The sequence below is a fragment of the Trueperella sp. HMSC08B05 genome, from assembly GCF_001808405.1.
GTDB lineage: Bacteria > Actinomycetota > Actinomycetes > Actinomycetales > Actinomycetaceae > Trueperella > Trueperella bernardiae.
Window position 1 is genome coordinate 175,476 of record NZ_KV793232.1, and the last position, 21,830, is coordinate 197,305.

Annotated in this window: 17 protein-coding genes; 5 read left to right on the forward strand and 12 right to left on the reverse strand. The window is 66.0% G+C overall.

The features are described from left to right. Positions 1–55: 55 nt before the first annotated feature. From HMPREF3167_RS03250 to HMPREF3167_RS03270, 5 genes are all read right to left on the reverse strand, one after another. Positions 56–1,594 carry a bifunctional folylpolyglutamate synthase/dihydrofolate synthase gene (locus HMPREF3167_RS03250; RefSeq protein WP_070445446.1) on the reverse strand — a complete coding sequence of 513 codons (1,539 nt, stop codon included), beginning with the start codon at positions 1,592–1,594 and terminating at the stop codon, positions 56–58. Then, positions 1,591–4,791, reverse strand: a complete 3,201-nt coding sequence (gene ileS, locus HMPREF3167_RS03255; RefSeq protein WP_070445449.1) for an isoleucine--tRNA ligase — start codon at positions 4,789–4,791, stop codon at positions 1,591–1,593. Before ileS ends, HMPREF3167_RS03250 begins: the two co-directional genes overlap by 4 nt. A 347-nt stretch (positions 4,792–5,138) precedes the next feature. Continuing rightward, positions 5,139–5,873: an SDR family NAD(P)-dependent oxidoreductase gene (locus tag HMPREF3167_RS03260; protein ID WP_236698622.1), complete on the reverse strand. Its 735-nt coding sequence runs from the start codon at positions 5,871–5,873 to the stop codon at positions 5,139–5,141. Positions 5,874–5,960: 87 nt separating this feature from the next. Next, positions 5,961–6,230: a hypothetical protein gene (locus HMPREF3167_RS03265; RefSeq protein ID WP_062611981.1), complete on the reverse strand. Its 270-nt coding sequence runs from the start codon at positions 6,228–6,230 to the stop codon at positions 5,961–5,963. A 10-nt stretch (positions 6,231–6,240) separates the two neighbouring features. Next, the gene (locus HMPREF3167_RS03270; RefSeq protein ID WP_070445453.1) at positions 6,241–7,326 is read right to left on the reverse strand and encodes an alpha/beta hydrolase; all 1,086 of its coding nucleotides are present in this window, start codon (positions 7,324–7,326) and stop codon (positions 6,241–6,243) included. Positions 7,327–7,434: 108 nt separating this feature from the next. Here HMPREF3167_RS03270 and proC point away from each other — a divergent pair, with 108 nt between their 5' ends. Further along, a complete protein-coding gene (gene proC, locus HMPREF3167_RS03275) occupies positions 7,435–8,235 on the forward strand; it encodes a pyrroline-5-carboxylate reductase (protein ID WP_068538449.1) in 801 nt (266 codons plus the stop codon). Positions 8,236–8,253: 18 nt separating this feature from the next. Here proC and HMPREF3167_RS03280 read toward each other — a convergent pair whose 3' ends face one another. Beyond that, on the reverse strand, positions 8,254–8,787 hold the full coding sequence (locus HMPREF3167_RS03280; RefSeq protein WP_070445455.1) for a coenzyme F420-0:L-glutamate ligase: 534 nt from the start codon (positions 8,785–8,787) through the stop codon (positions 8,254–8,256). A gap of 81 nt (positions 8,788–8,868) precedes the next feature. On the opposite strand from HMPREF3167_RS03280, the gene valS reads away from it, so the two are divergent. Both valS and HMPREF3167_RS03290 read left to right on the forward strand, forming a co-directional pair. Beyond that, on the forward strand, positions 8,869–11,499 hold the full coding sequence (valS, locus tag HMPREF3167_RS03285) for a valine--tRNA ligase (RefSeq protein WP_062611975.1): 2,631 nt from the start codon (positions 8,869–8,871) through the stop codon (positions 11,497–11,499). 103 nt (positions 11,500–11,602) lie between these two features. Beyond that, positions 11,603–13,429, forward strand: a complete 1,827-nt coding sequence (locus HMPREF3167_RS03290; RefSeq protein WP_070445458.1) for an AMP-dependent synthetase/ligase — start codon at positions 11,603–11,605, stop codon at positions 13,427–13,429. A gap of 70 nt (positions 13,430–13,499) precedes the next feature. Here the strand turns inward: HMPREF3167_RS03290 and HMPREF3167_RS03295 are convergent, their stop codons facing one another. The 6 genes from HMPREF3167_RS03295 to HMPREF3167_RS03320 all read right to left on the reverse strand — a co-directional run bounded on the left by HMPREF3167_RS03295 (position 13,500) and on the right by HMPREF3167_RS03320 (position 19,373). Then, complete coding sequence (locus HMPREF3167_RS03295; RefSeq protein WP_070445460.1) at positions 13,500–13,796, reverse strand: chorismate mutase; 297 nt, start codon at positions 13,794–13,796, stop codon at positions 13,500–13,502. Between the two features lie 23 nt (positions 13,797–13,819). Next, positions 13,820–15,085, reverse strand: a complete 1,266-nt coding sequence (gene clpX, locus HMPREF3167_RS03300; protein WP_062611971.1) for an ATP-dependent Clp protease ATP-binding subunit ClpX — start codon at positions 15,083–15,085, stop codon at positions 13,820–13,822. Positions 15,086–15,209: 124 nt separating this feature from the next. Beyond that, the gene (locus HMPREF3167_RS03305) at positions 15,210–15,881 is read right to left on the reverse strand and encodes an ATP-dependent Clp protease proteolytic subunit (protein WP_062611970.1); all 672 of its coding nucleotides are present in this window, start codon (positions 15,879–15,881) and stop codon (positions 15,210–15,212) included. Positions 15,882–15,888: 7 nt separating this feature from the next. Then, positions 15,889–16,539, reverse strand: a complete 651-nt coding sequence (locus HMPREF3167_RS03310) for an ATP-dependent Clp protease proteolytic subunit (RefSeq protein ID WP_371258050.1) — start codon at positions 16,537–16,539, stop codon at positions 15,889–15,891. Positions 16,540–16,696: 157 nt separating this feature from the next. Continuing rightward, positions 16,697–18,256 (reverse strand): trigger factor, encoded by a 1,560-nt coding sequence (tig, locus tag HMPREF3167_RS03315; RefSeq protein ID WP_062611967.1) that lies wholly within the window; start codon positions 18,254–18,256, stop codon positions 16,697–16,699. Positions 18,257–18,419: 163 nt separating this feature from the next. After that, positions 18,420–19,373 carry an aldo/keto reductase gene (locus HMPREF3167_RS03320; protein ID WP_068538454.1) on the reverse strand — a complete coding sequence of 318 codons (954 nt, stop codon included), beginning with the start codon at positions 19,371–19,373 and terminating at the stop codon, positions 18,420–18,422. Between the two features lie 365 nt (positions 19,374–19,738). On the opposite strand from HMPREF3167_RS03320, the gene mgtE reads away from it, so the two are divergent. Further along, on the forward strand, positions 19,739–21,091 hold the full coding sequence (gene mgtE, locus HMPREF3167_RS03325; protein ID WP_070445461.1) for a magnesium transporter: 1,353 nt from the start codon (positions 19,739–19,741) through the stop codon (positions 21,089–21,091). 69 nt (positions 21,092–21,160) lie between these two features. Then, positions 21,161–21,514: an META domain-containing protein gene (locus HMPREF3167_RS03330; RefSeq protein WP_068538456.1), complete on the forward strand. Its 354-nt coding sequence runs from the start codon at positions 21,161–21,163 to the stop codon at positions 21,512–21,514. Positions 21,515–21,830 lie beyond the last annotated feature (316 nt).

Below are 21,830 nucleotides of genomic sequence, written 5' to 3' on the forward strand. Positions count from 1 at the left end.
TTCCCTCCCAGGGCCGTCCGTTTCCTCCCATCGTATACGGACGGCCGGCGCATTCCTAGGAGCCATCCACCTTCGGCCGGCCCATGACCGCGCGCGCATTGGCGGCCAGCACGATCGATCCCATGACCACCACGTGCGGGGTGGTGAGCTCCTCGACGTCGGCGCTTTCGGCCACGTCGGCGGCGTACACGATCGCCGTGTCCAGGTTCGGTTCCACGGCCACGCGGTCCTCGCCGAAGACCTCGCGCGCAAGCTCGGCGGTCTCGTCGATCGGCATCGCCCGCTCCGAATCCAGCGCGGTCACCACCACCGAGGAGAAGTGCGGCTCAGCAACCGACAGGATGCCCTCCACGTCCTTGTCCGCCATCGCGGCGAACACGAGGACGCGCGTGCCGGGGAAGTTCTCCTCGAGCGCCCCCACTGTCGCCTCCACGCCAGCGGGGTTGTGTGCGGCGTCGACCAGCACGAGCGGCGACTTGCGCACCACCTCCATGCGCCCCGGCGAGTGCGTGGCCATGAGCGCGTGCTCCACCACGTCCCCGCTCCACGCTCCCCCGCCGAACAGGGCCTCGGCCGCCGCGATCGCCATGGCCGCGTTGCTGGCCTGGTAGTCGCCAAACATTGCGAGCGGCACGTCCTCATACACACCGGCCGGAGTGCGAACCGTGATGATCTGCCCGCCCACCGCGCTCTCCCGGTCAAGCACCTGCAGGTTCTGGCCGTACTGGACGTACTCGGCGCGATTGGCCCGGACGGCGTCGTGAACGAGGTCAAGTACCTCGGGGTCCTGGCGGGCGCTGATGAGGGTGGCGCCCGGCTTGAGGATGCCAAGCTTCTCAGTGGCGATGTCGGTCAGTTCGTAGCCGAGCCATTTTTCGTGGTCGCGGGCGACCGTCATGAGCACGGCCACCTCCGCGTCGATGACGTTCGTGGCGTCCCACTTGCCACCCATGCCCACCTCGACGACGGCGACTTCGACCGGCGCGTCCGCGAACGCGGCATATGCCATCACCGTGAACACCTCGAAGAACGACATCCGCGGGCCGCCCTCAGCGGCGGACTTCTCATCCACCCACGCCACGAACGGGGCCACGTCCTCCCACGCCTGAATGAAAGCGGCGGGCGAAATGGCCTGGCCGTCGATGCTGATGCGCTCACGCACCGAGTTCAGGTGCGGGGAGGTGAAGCGGCCCGTGCGAAGCCCGCGCTCGCGCAGGAGCGACTCGATCATGCGGGCCGTGGACGTCTTGCCGTTCGTGCCGGTGATGTGGACCGCGCGGAAGGACCGCTGCGGGTTACCCATCATGTCCAGGCAGTCGGCCACGCGCTGGATCGAAGGCTGTACCTTGTGCTCCGGGGCGCGGTCCACGATCTGGGCGTAGATCTCCGCGACCTGGCGCTCCAGCTCTACCTGGTCGGCCAGTTGCTGGGTGGGGTCGGGTGCGGGGGCGGCCACGACGTCGTCGAGCACGGACGGGTCCGGGCCCACCATCAGCTGCGAGCGCAGGACCGCCTCGAGGTCGGCGTCGAGCTCGTCGCCCGCCTCCTGACCGGTCAGCGGGTCCGGGCCCTCGTCGAAACGCGATTCGCTCATAGCTTCTCCACGTTCACATCGATGGTGTCGGCGCCGCCGGACACGCTCGCCTCGAGGGCCAGGGTCTCGGCGGTGATCATGTCGAGGTTGGCCTCGACCGCGGCCACCCGCTCATCAGGAACGCGCAGGGTGAGGCGGATGCGGTCAGCCACGTGCAAGCCGTCGGCCTTGCGCTGGTCCTGGACCGCGCGCACGACGTCGCGCGCGTAGCCCTCCGCCTCCAGATCCGGATCAAGCACCGTGTCGAGCACGACGAACGCGCCCGAATCCAGCACCTCGGCCACCGAGCCCTCGTCCGCCTCCACGGCCGTGGTCGCCTCAAACTGGCCGGGCTCGAGCACAATGACCGGGTCGATGAGCATGCGGGCGCGGTCACCCTCCAGCTCCCACGCGCCCTCGCGCGCCGCCTTGAACAGGGCAGACGTGTGACGACGCACGGCGGGTTCCAGCTCGCGCGGCAGCACCGTCAGCTCCTTGCGCACCTCCAGCCCGGACTCCTCCGCCGTCTGGATCTTGACCTCCTTGACGTTGACCTCGGAGGCGATGAGCGAGGCGAACGGGGCCAGGTCCAGGCCGGTGACCACGGTCAGGGAGCGCAGCGGCTGGCGCACGCGCAGCGAGTGGGCCTTGCGTAGCGAGTGGGCGTGCGAGACGACGTCGCGCACCTCGTCCATGACCTTCACCAGATCCGCATCGACGACGTGCTCGGGCCACGTGGGCCAGTCGGTCATGTGGACCGAACGCCCGCCCGTCAGCCCGCGCCAAATCTCCTCCGCCACCAGCGGCAGGAGTGGGGCCGAGACCCGCATGAGAGTCTCAAGCGCGGTGTAGAGCGTATCGAAGGCGCCCTCGTCCTCGTTCCAGAAGCGGTCGCGGGACGTGCGCACGTACCAATTCGTCAGCAGGTCAATGAACCCGCGCACCTCCTGCGTTGCCGCCGGAATGTCCAGCCCGTCGAGGTCGGCCTTGACGGCGTCGGCCAGCAGCTTCGTACGCGAAAGGAGGTAGCGGTCCATGACGTCCAGGCTCGCGAGCGCCTCGGCGTCGTCGACATCGATCGGCGACGCCACGTAGCCCTCGCCCTTGTTGCACGTGCCCGCGTAGAGAGCGAAGAAGTACCACGTGTTCCACAGCGGGAGGATGACGTGGCGCATCGCCTCACGGATGCTCTCCTCGTTGACCACCAGGTTGCCGCCGCGCAGCACCGGGGAGCTCATGAGCATCCAGCGCACGGCGTCCGAACCGTACTGGTCGTACATCTCCATCGGGTCCGGGTAGTTGCGTAGCGACTTGGAGGCCTTGCGCCCGTCGTTGCCCAGCACGATGCCGTGCGAGATGCAGGAGGTGAAGGCCGGGCGGTCGAACAGGGCCGTAGACAGCACATGCATGACGTAGAACCAGCCGCGGGTCTGGCCGATGTATTCGACGATGAAGTCGCCCGGGAAGTGGGACTCGAACCAGTCCTGATTTTCGAACGGGTAATGTTTCTGGGCATACGGCATCGAACCCGAATCGAACCAGACGTCGAGGATGTCCGGGATGCGGCGCATCGTGGACTTGCCCGTCGGGTCGTCCGGGTTGGGGCGGGTCAGCTCGTCAATGTAGGGCCGGTGCAGGTTCGGCTCCCCGTCCGGGCCCACCGGCAGGCGGTCAAAGTCGGCTTCGAGCTCGGCGAATGATCCGTAGACGTCGATGCGCGGGTAGGCCGGATCATCCGACTTCCACACCGGGATCGGGGTGCCCCAGTAGCGGTTGCGGGAGATCGACCAGTCGCGGGCGCCGGCCAGCCAGTTGCCGAAGATTCCGTCCTTGATGTGCTCCGGCTGCCACGTGATCTGCTGGTTGAGCTCCACCATGCGGTCGCGAAACTGGGTGACGGCAACGAACCAGGAGGTCACGGGCTTGTAGATGAGGGGCTTGCGGCAGCGCCAGCAGTGCGGGTAGGAGTGCACGTAGGACTGCTCGCGCACCAGCACCGAGCGGCGCTCGGCCGGGATGCGCTCCTGGGAGCCCGTGCCGTCGCGCAGGTCATTCATGATCGGGCGGTTGGCCTCGAACACATTGACCCCGGCGTAGTCCGTGATGTTGGGGAAGAACTTGCCCGCCGTGTCTACGGTCTCGATCACCTTGATGTCCGCCTCAGCGAGCACGAACATGTCGTCCTCACCGTAGGGGGCGATGTGAACCAGGCCCGTACCGTCCTCAGTGGAGACGTACTCAGCGGTGCGGATCTGCCAGGCGTTCGGGCCCGGCTTCTCATCCTCGCGCGTGTAGTAGTCGAAGATCGGGTAGTACTTCTTGCCCTGCAGGTCGGAGCCCTTGTACTCGGCCACCACCTGCGGATCCTCGCCCAGCTCCTTGGCATAGGCTCGAAGGCGCGCCTTTGCCAGCAGCACGTCCTGGCCAGCCAGCGGGCCATCCGCGGGACGCACGGTCACGTAGTCGATCTGCGGGCCCACCGCGATCGCCAGGTTGGACGGGAGGGTCCACGGCGTCGTCGTCCAAATGAGGGCCAGCTCGCCCGACTCGAGGCGCAAGCCCACCGTCACCGTCTGATCCTGGCGGTCCTGGTAGACGTCGTCGTCCATCTTCAGCTCATGGTTCGACAGCGGGGTCTGGTCATTCCAGCAGTACGGCAGCACGCGGTAACCCTCGTAGACCAAGCCCTTGTCCCACAGCGTCTTAAACGACCAGATCACCGACTCCATGAACGTGGGGTCGAGCGTCTTGTAACCGTTGTCGAAGTCCACCCAGCGCGCCTGGCGGGTGACGTACTCCTTCCACTCCTTGGTGTAGGTCAGCACCGAGGTGCGGCAGGCGTCATTGAACTTCTCGATGCCCATCGTCTCGATCTCGGACTTGTCCTCGATCCCGAGCACCTTCTCCGCCTCCAGTTCGGCGGGTAGCCCGTGGGTGTCCCAGCCGAACTCGCGGTCCACGCGCTTACCCTGCTGGGTCTGGTAGCGGGCGATGACGTCCTTGACGTAGCCCGTGAGGAGGTGGCCATAGTGCGGCAGGCCGTTGGCGAACGGCGGGCCATCATAGAAGACGAATTCGTCCCCCGTACGCTGATCGATCGAGGCCTGGAACGTGTCATCCTTCTCCCAGTAGGCGAGGATGTCTTCCTCAAGCTGCGGGAAATTCGGGGAGGCCACGGCGTCGCCGTCGCGATGCAGGGGGTACTTTCGGCTGGTCATTTCTCTCCTCACGTGGGCCGCGTCCGCCGACGCGCCCCAGTTCTTCTGGAAGTTATCGGCGAGGGCGACTTGCGCCGCGGTACCACCTCGCTTGCGTAGCCACGCTACGCCGCTTATTGGAGACGATGACGGGTCCACCCGTCCGGTTCTACTGAGCCACTCGGCCAGCTGCGCCAATTGGGCAGCTTAGCCAGCGGCCGTTCTTCCGGAAGCTCCCCGGTGATAGCCGGATCAAAGCCACGACCAATAATATCCGCGAGCCCCCGCAGGGCGCCATGTCACGCTTGAGGGGCGGACGTGATCTTGGCCGCGTTCGGGCGGTGCGGCCGACGACGGCGACAACTGCCCTACGAGCGCGCGACCACCGTATTCGAGGCCTGCGCGAGTGGGCGGATGATCATGGAATCGACGTTGACGTGCGCCGGGAGGCTGACCGACCAGCGAATCGCCTCAGCCACATCCTCCGCGGTCAACGGCTTGTCCACGCCCTCGTACACCTTGTCGGCGGCGGCCTGGTCGCCGTGGTAGCGATTGAGGGAGAACTCCTCGGTGTGGACCATGCCGGGCGCGATCTCGATGATCCGGACCGGCTTGCCCACCAGCTCCAGACGCAAGGTAGCCGGGATCATGCGCTCGGCGTGCTTGGCGGCGGTGTACCCCGCGCCGCCCGGGTAGGTGCCGTGCGCGGCGGTGGAGGTGATGTACAGCAGGGTGCCGCCGTTTTCCTTCATGTGGGGCAGCACCAGCTGGGTGACCTTGAGGCTCGCCAGCACGTTGAGCTCGTACATGCGCTGCCACTCGTCGAGATTGCCCTCGGCCACCGGATCGGTGCCGAGCGCTCCCCCAGCATTGTTGATAAGCACGTCCACCGGGCCGTGGGCGGCCAGGTAGCGCCCGATCACGTCCACGCCGTCGGCCAGCAGGTCCGCCACCAGGTACTCGCAGCCGGTCTCCTCGGCCAGGGTGCGCAGCCGGTCCTCGCGGCGCGCGGTAGCAATGACACGCACCCCGTCCTTGGCGAACGCGCGCACGGCCGCGGCTCCAATTCCCGACGAGGCTCCCGTCACCAGCGCTGTTGTCATGTGAGCTCCTTCCCTCACCTCCAGCCTACCGCGCATGGGCGCCTCGCCGGCTGGCAGTTGGAGTTGGCTCGGCCGGCCTCGACTCACCTACCCCGCAAGCTGCCCGATCTGGTCCGCGAGCTCGGCGAACGAGGTGTAGAAGCCGCCGAGCCGGTTGCCCAGCATGAAGAGGGCCAGCACCGGCAGCACGGTTGCGCCGGTGTAGAGCACGGCGTCGAGCACCCTGGCCCGGCGCCGCGGCCGCTCACTCCGGTTCAGCCGCCACAGGAGGTAGACGAGGCACGCGAGCCCCACCGCGATCACCACGGCCAGCAGTTTGAGACTGGTGAGCCCAAAGGGCGTTCCGGGTCCCCACACAGCATTCTCCTTACTTTGTTCCGTGCTGAACGCTTGCCAGCCAGGCCACGACGTCGGGAAACTCGGTCACCCACACGGCCCAGCCGTGCCCGCCGCGTGTGAGGGCGTGGTGGTAGATCTTGGACGGGTCGGGCGCGGCGTCGACCACGGCTTGGGCGTCCTCGGCGGTACCGGGATCCTCGGTGGAGGAGACGAACATGAGGTTGCCCTGCCGGGACACGTCCTTGATGAGTTCGGACAAGCGCTGGCTGTCGACCACCCCGAGCGTGGTGGGGAAGGAATCCGGCAGCGGGCGATCGATCCCGTGCAGCCACACGGCGCTCCCATACACCTCCGGGTGAAGGATCCCCATCCTCGCGGCGCAATACGCACCCATCGACGGCCCGACCACGCTCCAGCCGTTCGCGTCGTCGGTGACATTGAAGTTGGCCCGGATCGCGGCGGGCAGGTCCCTTGCGTACCATGTCTCCGCCTTGTCCCCGCCGGCGACGTCCGCGCAGGTAGCGACCCTGCCCCCGAAATTCATATCCGAGGTGATGAGGAGAGTGGGCGCGATCTCGCCGGCGTCAATGGCCCGCTGCAGTTCTTCGGGGGCGCCGATCGCGGGCGCGATGGCCGAGGCATTGCCGGGCGTGCCGGGCAGGAGGAGCATGACGTTGTATTTTACGCCGGGCTCCGGGTAGCCGCGCGGCACCCAGGCGCGCATCTCAGCGGTGACCGCCGATTCGGGGCCCGTCATCTCCGCGGCGACCATCCCCGGGTCGGAGGAATCCTGCCAGGACAGCACGTAGCGCGGGTCGGTCGTGGGTTCGGTGGCGCTCGGCTCGGGCGCCACGGGCTCTACCTTGCCCTTGGCGGACTGGCCGCTGACGAACCCCGCTACCTCCGACACGTTGCGGAAGAAGCCGAACTGGTAGTTGATGGCGGCAGCGAACGTGACAAGGACGCACAGTTGCACGACGACGACCGTGGCCGCCCGCCCAACCGCGCGAAGCGCGCCGGTTCCGGGGCGGGAGATGAGGGCGAAACCAAGCCCACCAAGAATGATGGCGAGGGCGGCGATACCGAGCACAACCCAGCCGTTGAGAAGATTCATAACATACAGATTAATCCCGCCGATTCTCACCGGTGTCAACCCGTAGGTCGGTGCCCTGCCGGCGACGGCTATCCGTAGTAATCTGCGAGGGAGGAACGGGAGGTTTTTATGCTCGGATTTATTGGAACTGGCAACATGGGCGGGGCGATTTTGCGCGGGGTGCTCACCGCCGGCGTCGTCGAAGCAGAAAATGTGATTTTCACCCGCGCGAACGCGAAGGCGGGGCGCGCTCAGGCCGCCGAGACCGGGGCGTGTTTCGCTGCCACTGCGCGCGAGGTCTACGAGGGCGCCGACACGGTGATCCTCGCCGTCAAGCCCCACATGGTCCCCGGCGTCCTGGCCGAGCTGGGCGAGCCCGCGGGCAAGGTCATTGTGTCGGTGGCCGCGGGCCTGAGCCTGGACACGCTCGCCGCCCACGCCCCGGCCGGCTCCCCCATCGTCCGCGTGATGCCGAATGTTAACAGCCAGATCGGTGCCGGGATGAGCGCGCTGTGTGCGGGCGAGGGCGTGAGCGAGGCCCAGCTAGCCCAGGTCGAGAAGATCTTCGCCGCCGTGGGCCTCACCGCCCGCATCGCCGAGAAGGACTTCGCCGCGTTCTCCGCCATCGCCGGGTGCTCGCCGGCCTGGACGTACACCTACATCGACGCCCTCGCCCGCGGCGCTCTCGCGGCGGGCATGCGCCTGGATGAGGCGCGGCGGATCGCGGCCCAGGCGGTGCTCGGCTCGGCGCACCTCGTGCTCGACCAGCTCGGCACGCACACGCCCTCCGAGTTGCGCGACCAGGTCACCTCCCCGGGCGGCACCACGATCGCGGGCCTGATCGCCATGGAGGCCTCGGGCTTTACCCCGGCCGTCATTGACGCCGTCAACGCCGCCATCGCCCGCGACCGCGAGCTCGGCCAGGCCTAGCGCCCCGGACTTTTCCGGCTAGTCCTCCCACGTCAGCACGTCGGCCACCCCGCGCACGACGACGACCGGGCAGTCCGGCGCGATCATCACCCCTGCGGCCGCGACCACGGCGTCGATGACTGCCTCCCCACCTTGTCGCTTCGCGTCGATGCCGGCGGCGGCGAGGGCGATATCGAGCACGCCCCTGCCCGGCTCGCAGCTCCTGCCCGAGCCGGAGATGATGACGCCCGGGCGCCCACCGAAGCGCGCGGCGAGCCCGCGACGGATCTGGCCCGCCTCGCGCTTGACGTCGACCGGCGCCTTGAGCCCGAGCTGATCGGGGATGCCGGCGCGGGTGCGGAAGCCGTCGGGATCCTCGCCCGCCCGGTGCCAGCGTCCCTGGGCTTTGGCCACGATCTTGCCGGCGATCACCACGATGTCGTCCCCGCGCAGGCCAACGGAGGCATCAGGCCACGTCAGCGCCGCCAGGTGGGGCGCGATGACGGCGGCGACGTCGTCGCCGCTGGTGAGAGTCGGGATACCGGGCACGGCCACGGCCTGCAGTGAAGTCATGCCCGAACTATAGCGTTCCCGCCGCCTAACCTCACACCGCCGAACGTGACCGGGCCTTGTCGATCGTGAAAGAATGTGGACATGACTGAAACACTGCGCACATCCGCCCACGTGCCGGCCAAGGCGAGCTTGGACGGCCTCGAAAGCCGTTGGGGCAAGGCCTGGGACGAGGAGGGCACGTACTCCTTTGACACGGAGACCACCCGGGAGGCGGTCTACTCGATCGACACCCCGCCGCCCACGGTATCGGGCTCGCTGCACGTGGGTCACGTCTTTTCTTACACGCACACGGACGTGCTCGCCCGCTACAAGCGCATGCGCGGCATGAACGTGTTCTACCCGATGGGCTGGGACGACAACGGCCTGCCCACCGAGCGCCGCGTACAGAACTATTACGGCGTGCGTTGCGATCCGTCGTTGCCGTACGAGGAGGGCTTCGTGCCCCCGCACGACGGCGGGGACGGCAAGTCGATCAAGTACGCGGACCAGAAGCCGATCTCGCGGCGCAACTTCATTGAGCTGTGCTGGAAGCTGACCGAGGATGACGAGAAGCAGTTCGAGGCGCTGTGGCGTTACCTGGGCCTGTCGGTGGATTGGAAGCAGAACTACCAGACGATCGGCATGAAGGCCCAGAAGGTGGCGCAGGCCGCCTTCATCCGCAACGTCCAGCGCGGGGAGGCCTACCAGGCGCAGGCACCGGGCCTGTGGGACGTCACGTTCCAAACCGCGGTGGCCCAGGCAGAGCTGGAGGCGCGCGAGTACCCTGGCGCCTACCATTCGTTGCAGTTCCATACGCCGGACGGGGACGTGACGATCGAGACCACCCGCCCCGAGCTGTTGCCCGCGTGCGTGGCCATCATCGCCCATCCCGACGACGAGCGCTACCAGCACTTGTTTGGCAAGACGGCGACCACCCCGGTTTTCGGTGTGGAGGTGCCGATCCTGCCCCACCCGATGGCGGAGATTGACAAGGGTTCGGGCATCGTCATGTGCTGTACGTTCGGCGACCTGACCGACGTGCAGTGGTGGCGCGAGCTGGGCCTGCCGATGCGCACGGTGCTCGGCAAGGACGGGCGGCTCGTGCGCGAGACCCCGGGGTGGATCACCACGGGCCAGGGCCGCGAGGTCTTCGCGGCGATGGCGGGCGCCACCACATTCACCGCCCGCAAAGTTTTGGTGGAGAAGCTTGCCGAGACGGGCGAGATGATCGGCGAGCCCAAGCCCACCACCCGCATGACGAACTTCTTCGAGAAGGGCGACAAACCGCTAGAGATTGTCCCCTCCCGCCAGTGGTATATCCGCAACGGCGGCCGGTCCTACGAGGATGCGAACGGCAAGGAGCTGCGCGAGAACCTGCTCGAGCGCGGCGAGCAGCTGCACTTCCACCCCGACTTCATGAAGGTGCGCTACAACAACTGGGTGGAGGGCCTCAACACCGACTGGCTAATTTCCCGCCAACGTTTCTTCGGCGTGCCGCTTCCCGTGTGGTACCGGGTAAGCGAGGCGGGCGACGTCGACTATGATTCGGTTCTGCTTCCCACCGAGGACATGCTCCCGGTCGACCCGTCGTCGGACACTCCCCCAGGATTCGACGAGTCCCAGCGCGGGGAGCCGGGCGGCTTCGTGGGCGAGGTGGACATCATGGACACGTGGGCCACCTCCTCGATGTCGCCGCAAGTGGCGGGCGGCTGGCTGACGGACGAGAAGCTGTTTAGCCAGGTCTACCCGATGGACCTGCGCCCGCAGGGCCAGGACATCATCCGCACGTGGCTGTTTTCCACGGTGGTGCGCGCCCACCTTGAGTTCGGCGGCCTGCCGTGGAAGCACGCGGCGATCTCGGGCTGGATCCTCGATCCGGACCGGAAGAAGATGTCGAAGTCGAAGGGCAATGTGGTCACCCCGATGGGCCTACTGGAGTCGCACGGCTCGGACGCGGTGCGCTACTGGGCGGCCTCCGCCCGCCTCGGCACCGACGCGGCGTTCGACGAGCAGCAGATGAAGATCGGCCGCCGCCTGGCAATGAAGGTCCTCAATGCCTCGAAGTTCGCGCTTGGCATGGGCGGCGAGGGCACCGTTGACCTCGACCTTTCCGCCGTCATCGAGCCGCTCGACCGCGCGATGCTGGCGATGGTTTCCGGCGTCGTCGAGCGGGCCACCGCCGCGCTCGAGTCCTACGACCACACGCGGGCCCTGGAGCTGACCGAGACCTGCTTCTGGACGTTCTGCGATGACTACCTGGAGCTCGTGAAGGATCGCGCCTACGATCGCGACGGCGCCTACGCGGATGCCGAGCAGGCCAACCGGGTGCGTTCGGCGCGTGTGGCGCTCAATTTGACGGTCGACACGTTCCTGCGCCTGCTGGCCCCGGTACTGCCCTACGCCACGGAAGAGGTGTGGTCCTGGTACCGCGAGGGTTCTGTCCATCGTGCCTCCTGGCCCACACCCGAGGCGCTCGCGGCCGAGGGCAATCCGGAGCTCGTAGGCCTGGCAGGTTCCGCGCTCGCCGCGCTGCGCAAGGTTAAGTCCGAGCAGAAGGTTTCCCAGCGCACGGCATTCGCCGCCGTCACGCTCCAGATCCCTGCGGGCACGGCCGAGTCGGTGGAACTGGTGCGCGCCGAGCTGGTCGCAGCCGCGCATGTGAAAGGCGATCTGACCATCATCGAGGCCGACGTGGCTGAACCGGAGGTGACCTCCTTCGAATTTGTCGCCTAACACGACCCTAGTGGCGGATATCATGGCTGGGTAAGCCTGATATCCGCCACTTTGTATTTCGGTTACGGTACCGTAGCTTTAGCGTCAAGACGAAGGAGATTCGGTGAGCGAATACATCGAAGAAGAGGGCGTGTCGTTCGTCCCCGGTAAGATGGAAGTCACGGACCAGATGACCGTGCCCGCGCTGATTCGGCGTCGTGCACTGGAGATGCCGAAGAAGACGGCCTTCTACCGCAAGTCCACGATGGGCAACCAGTGGATCGGGGTGGCCTGGTCGCAGTTCTACGACGAGATTCGGGCCCTTGCGCGCGGCTTCATCGCCCTCGGCCTGAAGCCCGGCGATCGCGTGGCAATCATGTCGCACACCTCCGACCAGTGGTCCCTGTTTGATTTGGCGATCCAGTTCGCGGGCGGCTACGCCGTGCCGATCTACGAAACCTCCGTGCTCGACCAGGCCGAGTGGATCATTAACGACGCCGGCTGCCGGTTCGCCGTCGTCGAGAACCAGGCGATGGAGACCATGATGAGCCCGCTGCTGGGCGGGGACATACTGGAGAAGATCTTTGTCATGGCCGACGACGCCCAGGGCCGCATCTCCGCACTGGGCTCTCTTCACGACGACGACGAGATCGACCGCCGCATCGACACACAGGCGGCCGATGATGTGTGGACGATCATTTACACGTCAGGCACCACGGGCCGGCCGAAGGGTGTGGTGCTCACCCACCGCAACCTTCTGCACGTGGTCATCAACGGCCCGGTGGACGAGGGCCTAATGGACATCGTGGCCCGCAAGGGTTCCCGCACCCTCCTCTTCCTTCCGATGGCGCACGTCTTCGCCCGCTTCATCAACGTGCTCGCGCTCTACGCGGGCACCGAGATCGGCTACAGCCCGGACACGCGCAACCTGGTGGCGGACATGCAGTCTTTCAAGCCCACCTACGTGCTCGCCGTGCCGCGCGTCTTTGAAAAGATCTACAACGCAGCAGACGCGAAGGCGGGCAAGGGCGTCAAGCTTAAGATGTTCCGCACCGCGGCGAAGGTAGCAATCGCCTACGCCCGTGCACTCGAGACCCCAGACGGCCCGTCGGCCCAGCTCAAGGCCCAGCAGCGTTTCTTCGACAAGCTCGTCTACTCCAAGCTGCGCGAGATCATGGGCGGTAAGGTCAAGTACGCGATCTCCGGCGGCGCCCCGCTCGGCAACCGGCTGGCGGCCTTCTTCACGGGCGCCGGCATCCAGGTGCTCGAGGGCTACGGGCTGTCCGAAACGGCCGCCCCCACCACGGTCAACCGCGTGAACAAGTCCCGCCTCGGTTCAGTGGGCCCGGCCTACCCGGGCTGCTACGTTAAGGCGGCAGAAGACGGGGAGATCCTCGTCAAGGGCGACCACATCTTCAAGAGCTACCACAACAACCCTGAGGCCACCGCCGCGGCCTTCACGGAGGACGGCTGGTTCCGCACGGGCGACATCGGGCGCGTGGACGAGGAAGAGTTCGTGTGGGTGACCGGGCGCAAGAAGGAGCTGATCGTCACCGCGGGGGGCAAAAACGTGGCCCCGGCTGAACTGGAAGACCGCCTGCGTTCCCACCCGCTCATCTCCCAGGTGGTGGTGGTCGGCGACCAAAAGCCGTTCATCGCCGCCCTCGTCACCCTCGACGCCGAGGCGCTGCCGCAGTGGCTGTCCAACCGTGGCCTTCCGGCGATGTCGGTGACCGAGGCGATCAACGACCCGCAGGTTGTCGCCGCGATCGACCGCGCGGTCAAGCGCACGAACGAACACGTCTCGCGCGCCGAATCGATCCGCAAGTTCAAGATCCTGCCCGGCGACTTCACGGTGGAAAACGGCTACCTAACCCCGTCGCTCAAGGTCAAGCGCACCGCGGTCATTCGCGATTTTGACGCGGCGATCGCGGAGATCTACACCAAGTAGAACCCCAGGGAACTGAAGCGGCGGCGGGCTGACAAGCCCGCCGCCGTCTATTTCGCAGCGTGGAAGTTTCTTAGGTATCCTTCTTTTCGGCCGCGATCCGCTCGTGGTGGCGGATGACCTCGGCCACGATGAACTTGAGGAATTTCTGGGCGAACACCGGATCGAGGTCCGCCTCCTCGGCCAGTCGCCGCAGGCGCTCCACTTGGCGCTTTTCCCGCTCCGTGTCCGAAGGCGGCAGGTTGTGCTCGGCCTTGAGCAGGCCCACCTGCTGCGTGCACCGGAACCGTTCGGCGAGGATATGGACGAGCGCGGCGTCAAGGTTGTCGATCGTCTTGCGGTAGACGCCCAGCTGTTCCGGGATATCCATGGCTACTCCTTCGTCTCCAGGCCCTACGCTGTCCTGTTCTTCCGGCTAGTGACCACCAGGGCCTCCCCCGTGCCGTCCACCACGTCGGAGTCGATGAGGACCTTCTCCACGTCGTCGCGCGAAGGGATATCAAACATGAGCTCGCGCAGGATGTTCTCCATGATGGAGCGAAGGCCGCGCGCACCCGTTCCGCGTTCGATCGCCTCGGCCGCGATCTTCGCCACGGCGTCGTCCGTAAACTCGAGCTTGACCCCGTCGAGCTCGAACATCTTCTGGTACTGCTTGACCAGCGCGTTGCGCGGGGTGGTGAGGATCTGGACGAGGTCGGCCACCGTCAGGTCGTTGACCGTGGCGAGCACCGGAAGCCGGCCCACAAGCTCGGGGATGAGGCCAAACTTGTGCAGGTCCTCCGGCGTGGTCTGGCGCAGCAGCGCCCCGGCCTCCTCCGCCTCATGCAGCGCTGAGCCAAAGCCGATGCCGCGCTTGCCCGTGCGCGAGGAGACGATGTCCTCCATACCGGCGAACGCGCCCGCCACGATGAACAGTACGTTCGACGTGTCGATCTCGATGAACTCCTGCTGGGGGTGCTTGCGCCCGCCCTGCGGCGGCACCGCCGCCACCGTGCCCTCAATGATCTTCAGCAACGCCTGCTGCACGCCCTCCCCGGACACGTCGCGGGTGATCGAGGGGTTTTCCGACTTGCGCGAAATCTTATCGATCTCGTCAATGTAAATGATGCCCTGCTCGGCACGCGCCACGTCGCCGTCGGCGGCCTGGATGAGCTTGAGCAGGATGTTCTCCACGTCCTCACCCACGTACCCCGCCTCGGTCAACGCCGTGGCGTCGGCAATCGCGAAGGGCACGTTGAGGATCTTCGCCAGAGTCTGCGCCAGATACGTCTTGCCCGTGCCCGTGGGGCCAATAAGAAGAATGTTGGACTTGCCGATCTCGACGTGGTCATCCTTCTTCGACTCCGGCACGGAGGACAGGGAGCGGATGCGCTTGTAATGGTTGTAGACGGCGACGGCAAGCGTGCGCTTGGCCGCATCCTGGCCGATCACGTACTCGTTGAGGAAGTCATAAATCTCGCGCGGGGTGGGCAGGTCCGCCTGTTGCTGGGCGCCCTCCTCCGAATTGCCGAACTCCTCGGCGATGATCTCATTGCACAGCTCAATGCACTCGTTGCAGATATAGACGCCCGAGCCCGTGATCAGCTTACGGACCTGGCGCTGGCTCTTTTGGCAAAACGAACACTTGAGCATGTCGGCCGCGTCTGCGGTACGAGTCATCGTTCAACCTCTTTCCTCTATCCCCTCAATTCCACACTAAAAAGGCCCACATCTCCAGTGTGGCGCGCCATGAATTGACGGGGGCGGCGCAGTGCACCACCCCCGTCCGTAACGATCGGCCCGCCTAGCCGTCCTGGCGCGTGACCTTGCGGGAGACCAGCACCTGATCAACGATGCCGTAATCCTTAGCCTGCTCGGCCGTGAGGATCTTGTCGCGTGAGATGTCCTTCTCGATCGTGGCCGCATCCTGGCCCGTGTGGCGGGCGAGGGTATCGATCAGCCACTGGTTCATGCGGTCCATCTCCTCGGCAATGATCGCGATGTCCGAGGCCTGGCCCTGGGCGCCTTGCATCGCCGGCTCGTGGATGAGCACGCGGGCGTTCGGCAGCGCGAGGCGGCGGCCCGGCGATCCGCCGGCCAGCAGGACGGCTGCGGCGGAGGCCGCCTGGCCCAGGCACACCGTCTGGATTTCGGGCTTGACGTACTGCATCGTGTCGTAGATCGCGGTCAGTGCCGTGAACGAGCCGCCCGGGGAATTGATGTACATCGTGATCGGCGACTCCGGATCCTGGGACTCCAGGACGAGGAGCTGGGCCATGACATCGTCAGCCGAGGCGTCATCCACCTGCACGCCGAGGAAGATGATGCGATCCTCGAACAGCTTCGCGTACGGGTCCTGGCGCTTGTATCCATAGGGCGTGCGCTCCTCAAAGCTGGGCAGGACATAGCGATTGGACGGCATCTGCGGTGCCGTGCCCCCAGCGAGCTGGGAAGAAAGGGAAAGTCCGTGCATCATGCGCTCCTTAGTTATCCGACTCGGTAGAGGCCCCGCGGTCCACGCCACCGCCGCCAACCACGGCCGACGAGCTTTCGATAATGTGGTCAACGAACCCGTACTCGAGTGCCTCCTGGGCGGTGAACCAGCGATCCCGGTCAGAATCCTCGAGGATCTGCTCCACCGACTTGCCGGTGTGCTTCGCGTTCAGCGCCGAGAGCTCTTCCTTCATCTGGAGAATGAGGTCAGCGTTGATGCGGATCTCGGTGGCCGTGCCCTGCACGCCGCCAAGCGGCTGGTGCATGAGGACGCGAGTGTGCGGGGTGATGTAGCGCTTGCCCTTCGCCCCCGCCGTCAGCAGGAACTGGCCCATCGACGCCGCCAGGCCCATGCCCACGGTCGCCACATCGGGCTTGATGTACTGCATCGTGTCAAAGATCGCCATGCCCGCCGTGACGGAGCCGCCCGGCGAGTTGATGTAGAGGTAGATGTCCTTATCCGGATCCTCGGCGGCCAGCAGCAGGAGCTGGGCGGAAATCATGTTCGCAAGCTCGTCCGTCACCTGATCACCCAGCCAGATGATCCTTTCCTTTAGGAGCCGATTAAAAATCGAATCTCCAAGCGCAAGGCCTTGGCCTGCCCCACCTGATTGTGGCATGACGCCCCTCCTTCGCCCCATGGGCGGATGTAGTACTGCGCGCCCGTGGCGGCGCGTTTTTCTCAATCGATCCTAACGACTCCCCCGCGCCCGGCCATTCCCGAAGCACCGACTTTTCGCTGTTGGCACATAGGAAGGGGCGGGAGCAGCCACCGCCGCTCCCGCCCCCACGTTTGGCTTAAGCCTCGAGCTTAGAGATGAGGGTCTTGCGAGCCTTGCCGTTCTTCTCGGCTTCGAGCACGCGGGCCTTTTCGGCATCATCCGCGCCCTCAACGTAGGCCAGGACCTCGTCCACCTTGTGCTCGGCCGGATCGAACGCGCCAGCGTTCTCAGCCGCCGGAGCTTCCGCCTTCTTGGCCTTCTTCTCAGCCTTGTCAGCCTTTTCGGCCTTCGCAGCCTTGGCCGGGGCCTTCTTGGCGGGCTTGGCAGTGAACTCGGGGACCACCTCGTTCTCCGGGCGATCGCCAAGGATCGCGTCCACGTCCACCGCGTTGCCGTTCGCGTCCTTGACCTGGGCGAGGCGCAGGGCAGCCATGATCGCCTTGTTACGGGCGAGCTCGCCAGCGAAGGCGTTGAGCTGGCCGGTGGAGACGGCGGCCTGGATGAACTGGTTCGGGTCCATGCCGTACATCTGGGCCTGGGTCACCAGGAACTCAACCAGCTCTTCCTGGCCCACATTGACCTTGAACGCCTGGGCGTACGTGTCGAGCAGGAGCTGGGAGCGCAGCGACTCCTCGATCTCACCGCGGACCTCTTCGCCGTGCGGGTCGCCTTCCTCCTTACCCTCGCTGCGCAGGTGGTTGGCGATCTCCTCCTCGATCGTGCCCTCGGGCAGTGGGAAGTCGGAGGCCTCGATAAGCTGGTCAACCAGAGCCTGGTAGGCGCCCGAAAGCTGGGAGTCGGCCTTGGTCTTCTGCGCGGTCTCACGCAACGAATCCTTGAGCTCGGCGATCGTGTCAAACTCGGAGGCAATCTGCGCGAAGTCGTCGTCGGCGTCGGGAAGCACGGACTCCTTGACCGAGTGAACCGTGATAGTCACCTCGGCCTCTTCGCCCTCGTGCTCGCCGCCAGCAAGCTTGGCGGTGAACTCGACCGTGGAGTCGGCGGTGGCGCCGGTGAGCGCCGCGTCCTGGCCCTCGAGCATGTTGCCGTCACCGATGCGGTAGGACACGCCAGCGACGTCGTCCACCTCCTCCTCGCCGATCTTGGCCACGAGGTCGATGTTGACGTAGTCGCCCTCAGCGGCCGGGCGGTCGACCGTGGTGAGGGTAGCGAAGCGCTCGCGCAGGGCCTCGAGCTCGGCCTCCACGTCCGCGTCCGTGACCTCAACCGCCGGGACCTCCACCGTGAAGTCGGCCGGGTTCGGCATCCAGATCTCCGGGCGGATGTCCACCTCAACCGTGAACTTCAGGGCCGACGTGTCATCCTTGCCCTTCATCTCCGGGACCTCGTTGATCTCCACCTCGGGGCGCGACATCGGGACGATTCCGGTCTCCTTGACGGCGACCTGGTAGTACTTGTCCAGGTTGTCGTTGATGGCCTGCTCGATGATGTAGCCGCGGCCAATCTTGGACTCGACCACGCGGCGCGGCGCCTTACCCGCACGGAAGCCGGGGATCGACACCTGCTTGGACAGCTCCTTGGCGGCCTTGTCGTAATCCGCGTCAAATTCCTCGGCAGGGACCTCCACGCTCAGCTTGGCGCGGGTCTCGCTGATGTTCTCTACGATCTGCTTCACAGTACTCCACTCGAGTTAGGGACGATAAGTCCATTTATAGCTACACGTGTGCCCATGGCACACACCACCGTTCATCATAGTTCACCGGCGCGCTCTTCCCCTCATTCCTCGCCATGAAAGGAACCACAAACTGGCGCGTTTCCGCGCCCTTTGCGCGTTCGGCCTAAAACAGCGCCACCTTGGTGGCCGGCGGGAAGATCTGGTCGAGGGCCGCCAGGTCCGCGTCAGACAGCGTGAGGCTCACGGCCTTCGCGTTCGACTCGATCTGCTCGGGCTTGGTGGCCCCGGCGATGATGGAGGCCACCGGCTCCTGGTGAGCAAGCCACGCAATAGCGACGTCGGCCTGGGCCAGCCCCCGCTCGTCGCAAAAACCGCGGAAGCGGCGCAGCTGGTCCATGTCAGCCGCCTCGAGCTTGGGGTCGCCCGCCTTTAGCCGCCCACCCTCGGGCGCGCTGTCGGTGTACTTGCCCGTCAGCAGCCCGGCTGCCAGAGGGAAGTAGGGCACCACGCCCAGGCCGTAGTAGCGGGCCGCGGGCAGGATCTCCTGCTCGGCGCGCCGGTCTATGAGGTTGTAGTGGTTCTGGGTGGCCACGAGCTTGCCGCGGCTAGCGAGCTCCGCGGTGGCCGCCGTCTGCCAGCCGGCCATGTTGGACACGGCGTAGTAACGGATCTTACCCGCGTCCACCGCCCCCTCCAGCGCGTCCACGGTCTCTTCCAGGGGCGTGAGCGGGTCGGGCGAATGGTAGTAATACAGGTCGATGTAGTCGGTACCGAGCCGGCGCAGCGAATCCTCCAGCCGGGCGAGCATGTAGCGGCGCGAGCCGCGCGCACTGTGCGGCACATCTTCCTTCAGCCGCATGCCGAACTTCGTGGCGATCACGGCCTCATCGCGCCGCGTGCCAAGCGCCTTACCCAGCAGCTCCTCGGATAGACCCGTCCGCTTTCCATAGACATTGGCCGAATCAAAATACGTGATCCCGGCGTCCAGTGCCGCGTTCACGACGGCGGCCGCACCCTTCGCGTCCTCGCTCATCGTCCCCGCCCGGCCCAGGTTGTTCGCTCCGTAACCGAGCACCGAGACCGTCAGTCCGGATTCGCCCATCCGCCTGTATTCCATGATTCCTCCACTTGATCAGCTTTCCCACCAGTCTACGGGCGGCCTCCGACAAGTCTCGACGTTCATGGCTGACAGCGAAGCCCGCACCGCGGACGCGACTGGGGCTTCGGCGTCGTGAGCCAACGCTGTGAGGTGCGACCTGCGCGATAGCAAGGCGCCACAATAGTGACTACACTGGAGGGCGCCTATTGCCGACCGCTGAAAGTGAGGTGAGGACCCGTGAACAGTGACAGTTCTCGTCACCGATGGAAGACCACGCCCTCCCTGCCAGGCGGCCGCCTGCCCATGCGCGCCTAAATTGCGCGCTTTTGGCACCAGAGGGCGTGGTGAATTGAGCCAATGTTGGCCCACAGTTAGGAATCACCATGACCCGTCCCGTTGATGTCACCACCGTCCTTGAGACCATCCAGCCCGAGCTCTCCACCGGCGAGTTCGCCAAAGTCATCGCACACATCTCCCCCGCCAGCCCCGCCCAGACCGCCGACATCCTCGAGCGCCTTCCCGAAGACCAGCAGCCCATCTTCTACCGGCTCCTGCCCAAGGATCGCGCGACCGCCGTCTTCGACATCCTGAGACCGCGCCAGCAGTCCGACCTCATCAAGGGATTGCAAAACAAGGAAGTCGTGGAGATCTTCGACGGCCTTGACCCCGACGACCGCGCCCTCCTCCTCGACGAGCTCCCCGCCAACCTCTCCACCCGCCTCCTCCAGGGCCTCTCCGGCGAGAAGCGCCGCCACACCACCAACCTGCTCGGCTACCCGAAGGATTCGATCGGCCGGCGCATGTCCCCGCACGTCGTCTCCACCCGCGAAACATACACCGCAGGCGAGACCCTCGCGCGGATCCAGAATCACCTCGAAGACGCCGAAACGGTCTACACGATCCCGGTGGTTGACGACGCGCGGCGCGTGGTCGGCGTCGTCGGCCTGCGTCAGCTGTTGGGCGCGAAGGCGGAGGACAAGATCGGCGACCTCATGTCCACCGTCCACCCCGCGAGCGCCTACGCCTCCGCGGAGGAAACCGCGCGCCTGTGCATCGAGCTTCGCCTGCTCGCCATGCCGATCGTTGACCGGGAGGGGCGCCTGCTCGGTATTCTCACAGTTGACGACGCCGGCCGCATCATCGAGCACGCCGAGACCGAAGACACGGCCCTCTCCGGCGGTGTGGAGCCCCTCGGGCGGCCCTATTTTTCCACGCCGGTGCGTTCACTCGTTCGTTCGCGCATCGTGTGGCTGCTCGTCCTGGCGATCGGCGCCACGCTCACGGTCCACGTGCTCTCCCTCTTCGAGGCAACGCTCGCGCAAGTCACGGCCCTGGCCCTGTTCGTGCCGCTATTGATCGGCACGGGCGGCAACACAGGCAACCAGGCGGCCACCACGGTGACGCGCGCGATCGCGCTCGGCGACGTCGGCAACTCGGACCTGGTGCGGGTGCTCGGCCGCGAATTCTCCGTAGGGCTCACGCTCGGCGCGCTACTCGGCACGCTCGGGGCCCTCATCACGGGCGCGATCTTCGGGGTATCGATCGGCATCACGATCGGGCTCACGCTCCTTGGCATCTGTACGATCGCGGCGAGCATCGGCGGCGTCATGCCCATGATCGCCAAAAAGCTGGGCGTGGATCCGGCCGTGTTCTCCAACCCGTTCATCTCCACGTTCGTGGACGCCAGCGGCCTGATCGTCTACTTCCTCATCGCGAAGGCGGTGCTGGGGCTCTAACACTCCGGGAACTCAAGCGTGAGACAATCGGCGGGTAGTATTCGGGTAGCTTGACGGAAGGAGATCACGATGAGGCGAGGACGCAGGCTGGGATTCATCATCGGCGCGGCACTGCTGATGGCGGGCTGTTCGACGCAAGGCGGCGCCTCGGCAGTCGGTACGTGGACGGACGCCGAGAACGAGGCCGTCTACCTCGAGTTGGCTGACGACGGCACCCTCTCCGGTAGCGACGGCTGCAACGACATGGGCGGCCACTGGAGCGCGGCGGCGGATAAGATCCAGTTCACCGAGGTATTCGCCACGCTCAAGTACTGCGAGGGCGTGGACACGTGGCTCGCAGACGTGTCGAGTGCGACCGTGAACGGCGACGAGATGTCGGTCTACAACGACGCTGGGGAAGCCATCGGCACACTCCACAGATAGCGGTCGGCGGAACTCGTGAACCAGAGGTGTGCCAGGGGCGTATAGGAATCGGTAGCCGGTATATTCACGAGTTGTGTCGGGCTGGCCGCCAGACATGGGTGCGGGCCCCGGAAATTCCGGGGCCCGCACTGATAGGCCGGCGTGCCGGTGGGTGGCAGCCTAGGCTACCACCCACCGTGTCTAGCTAATGGCGATCATCGCCTGCCAGCCATGTCCGACCTGGCGGGCAGCGCCCCACCAGCCATTGGCCTGGTTCTTGTAGGCGAACATGGCACCATCCTCGCGGATACCGACCAGGTCAAGCCTGCCGTCCCCA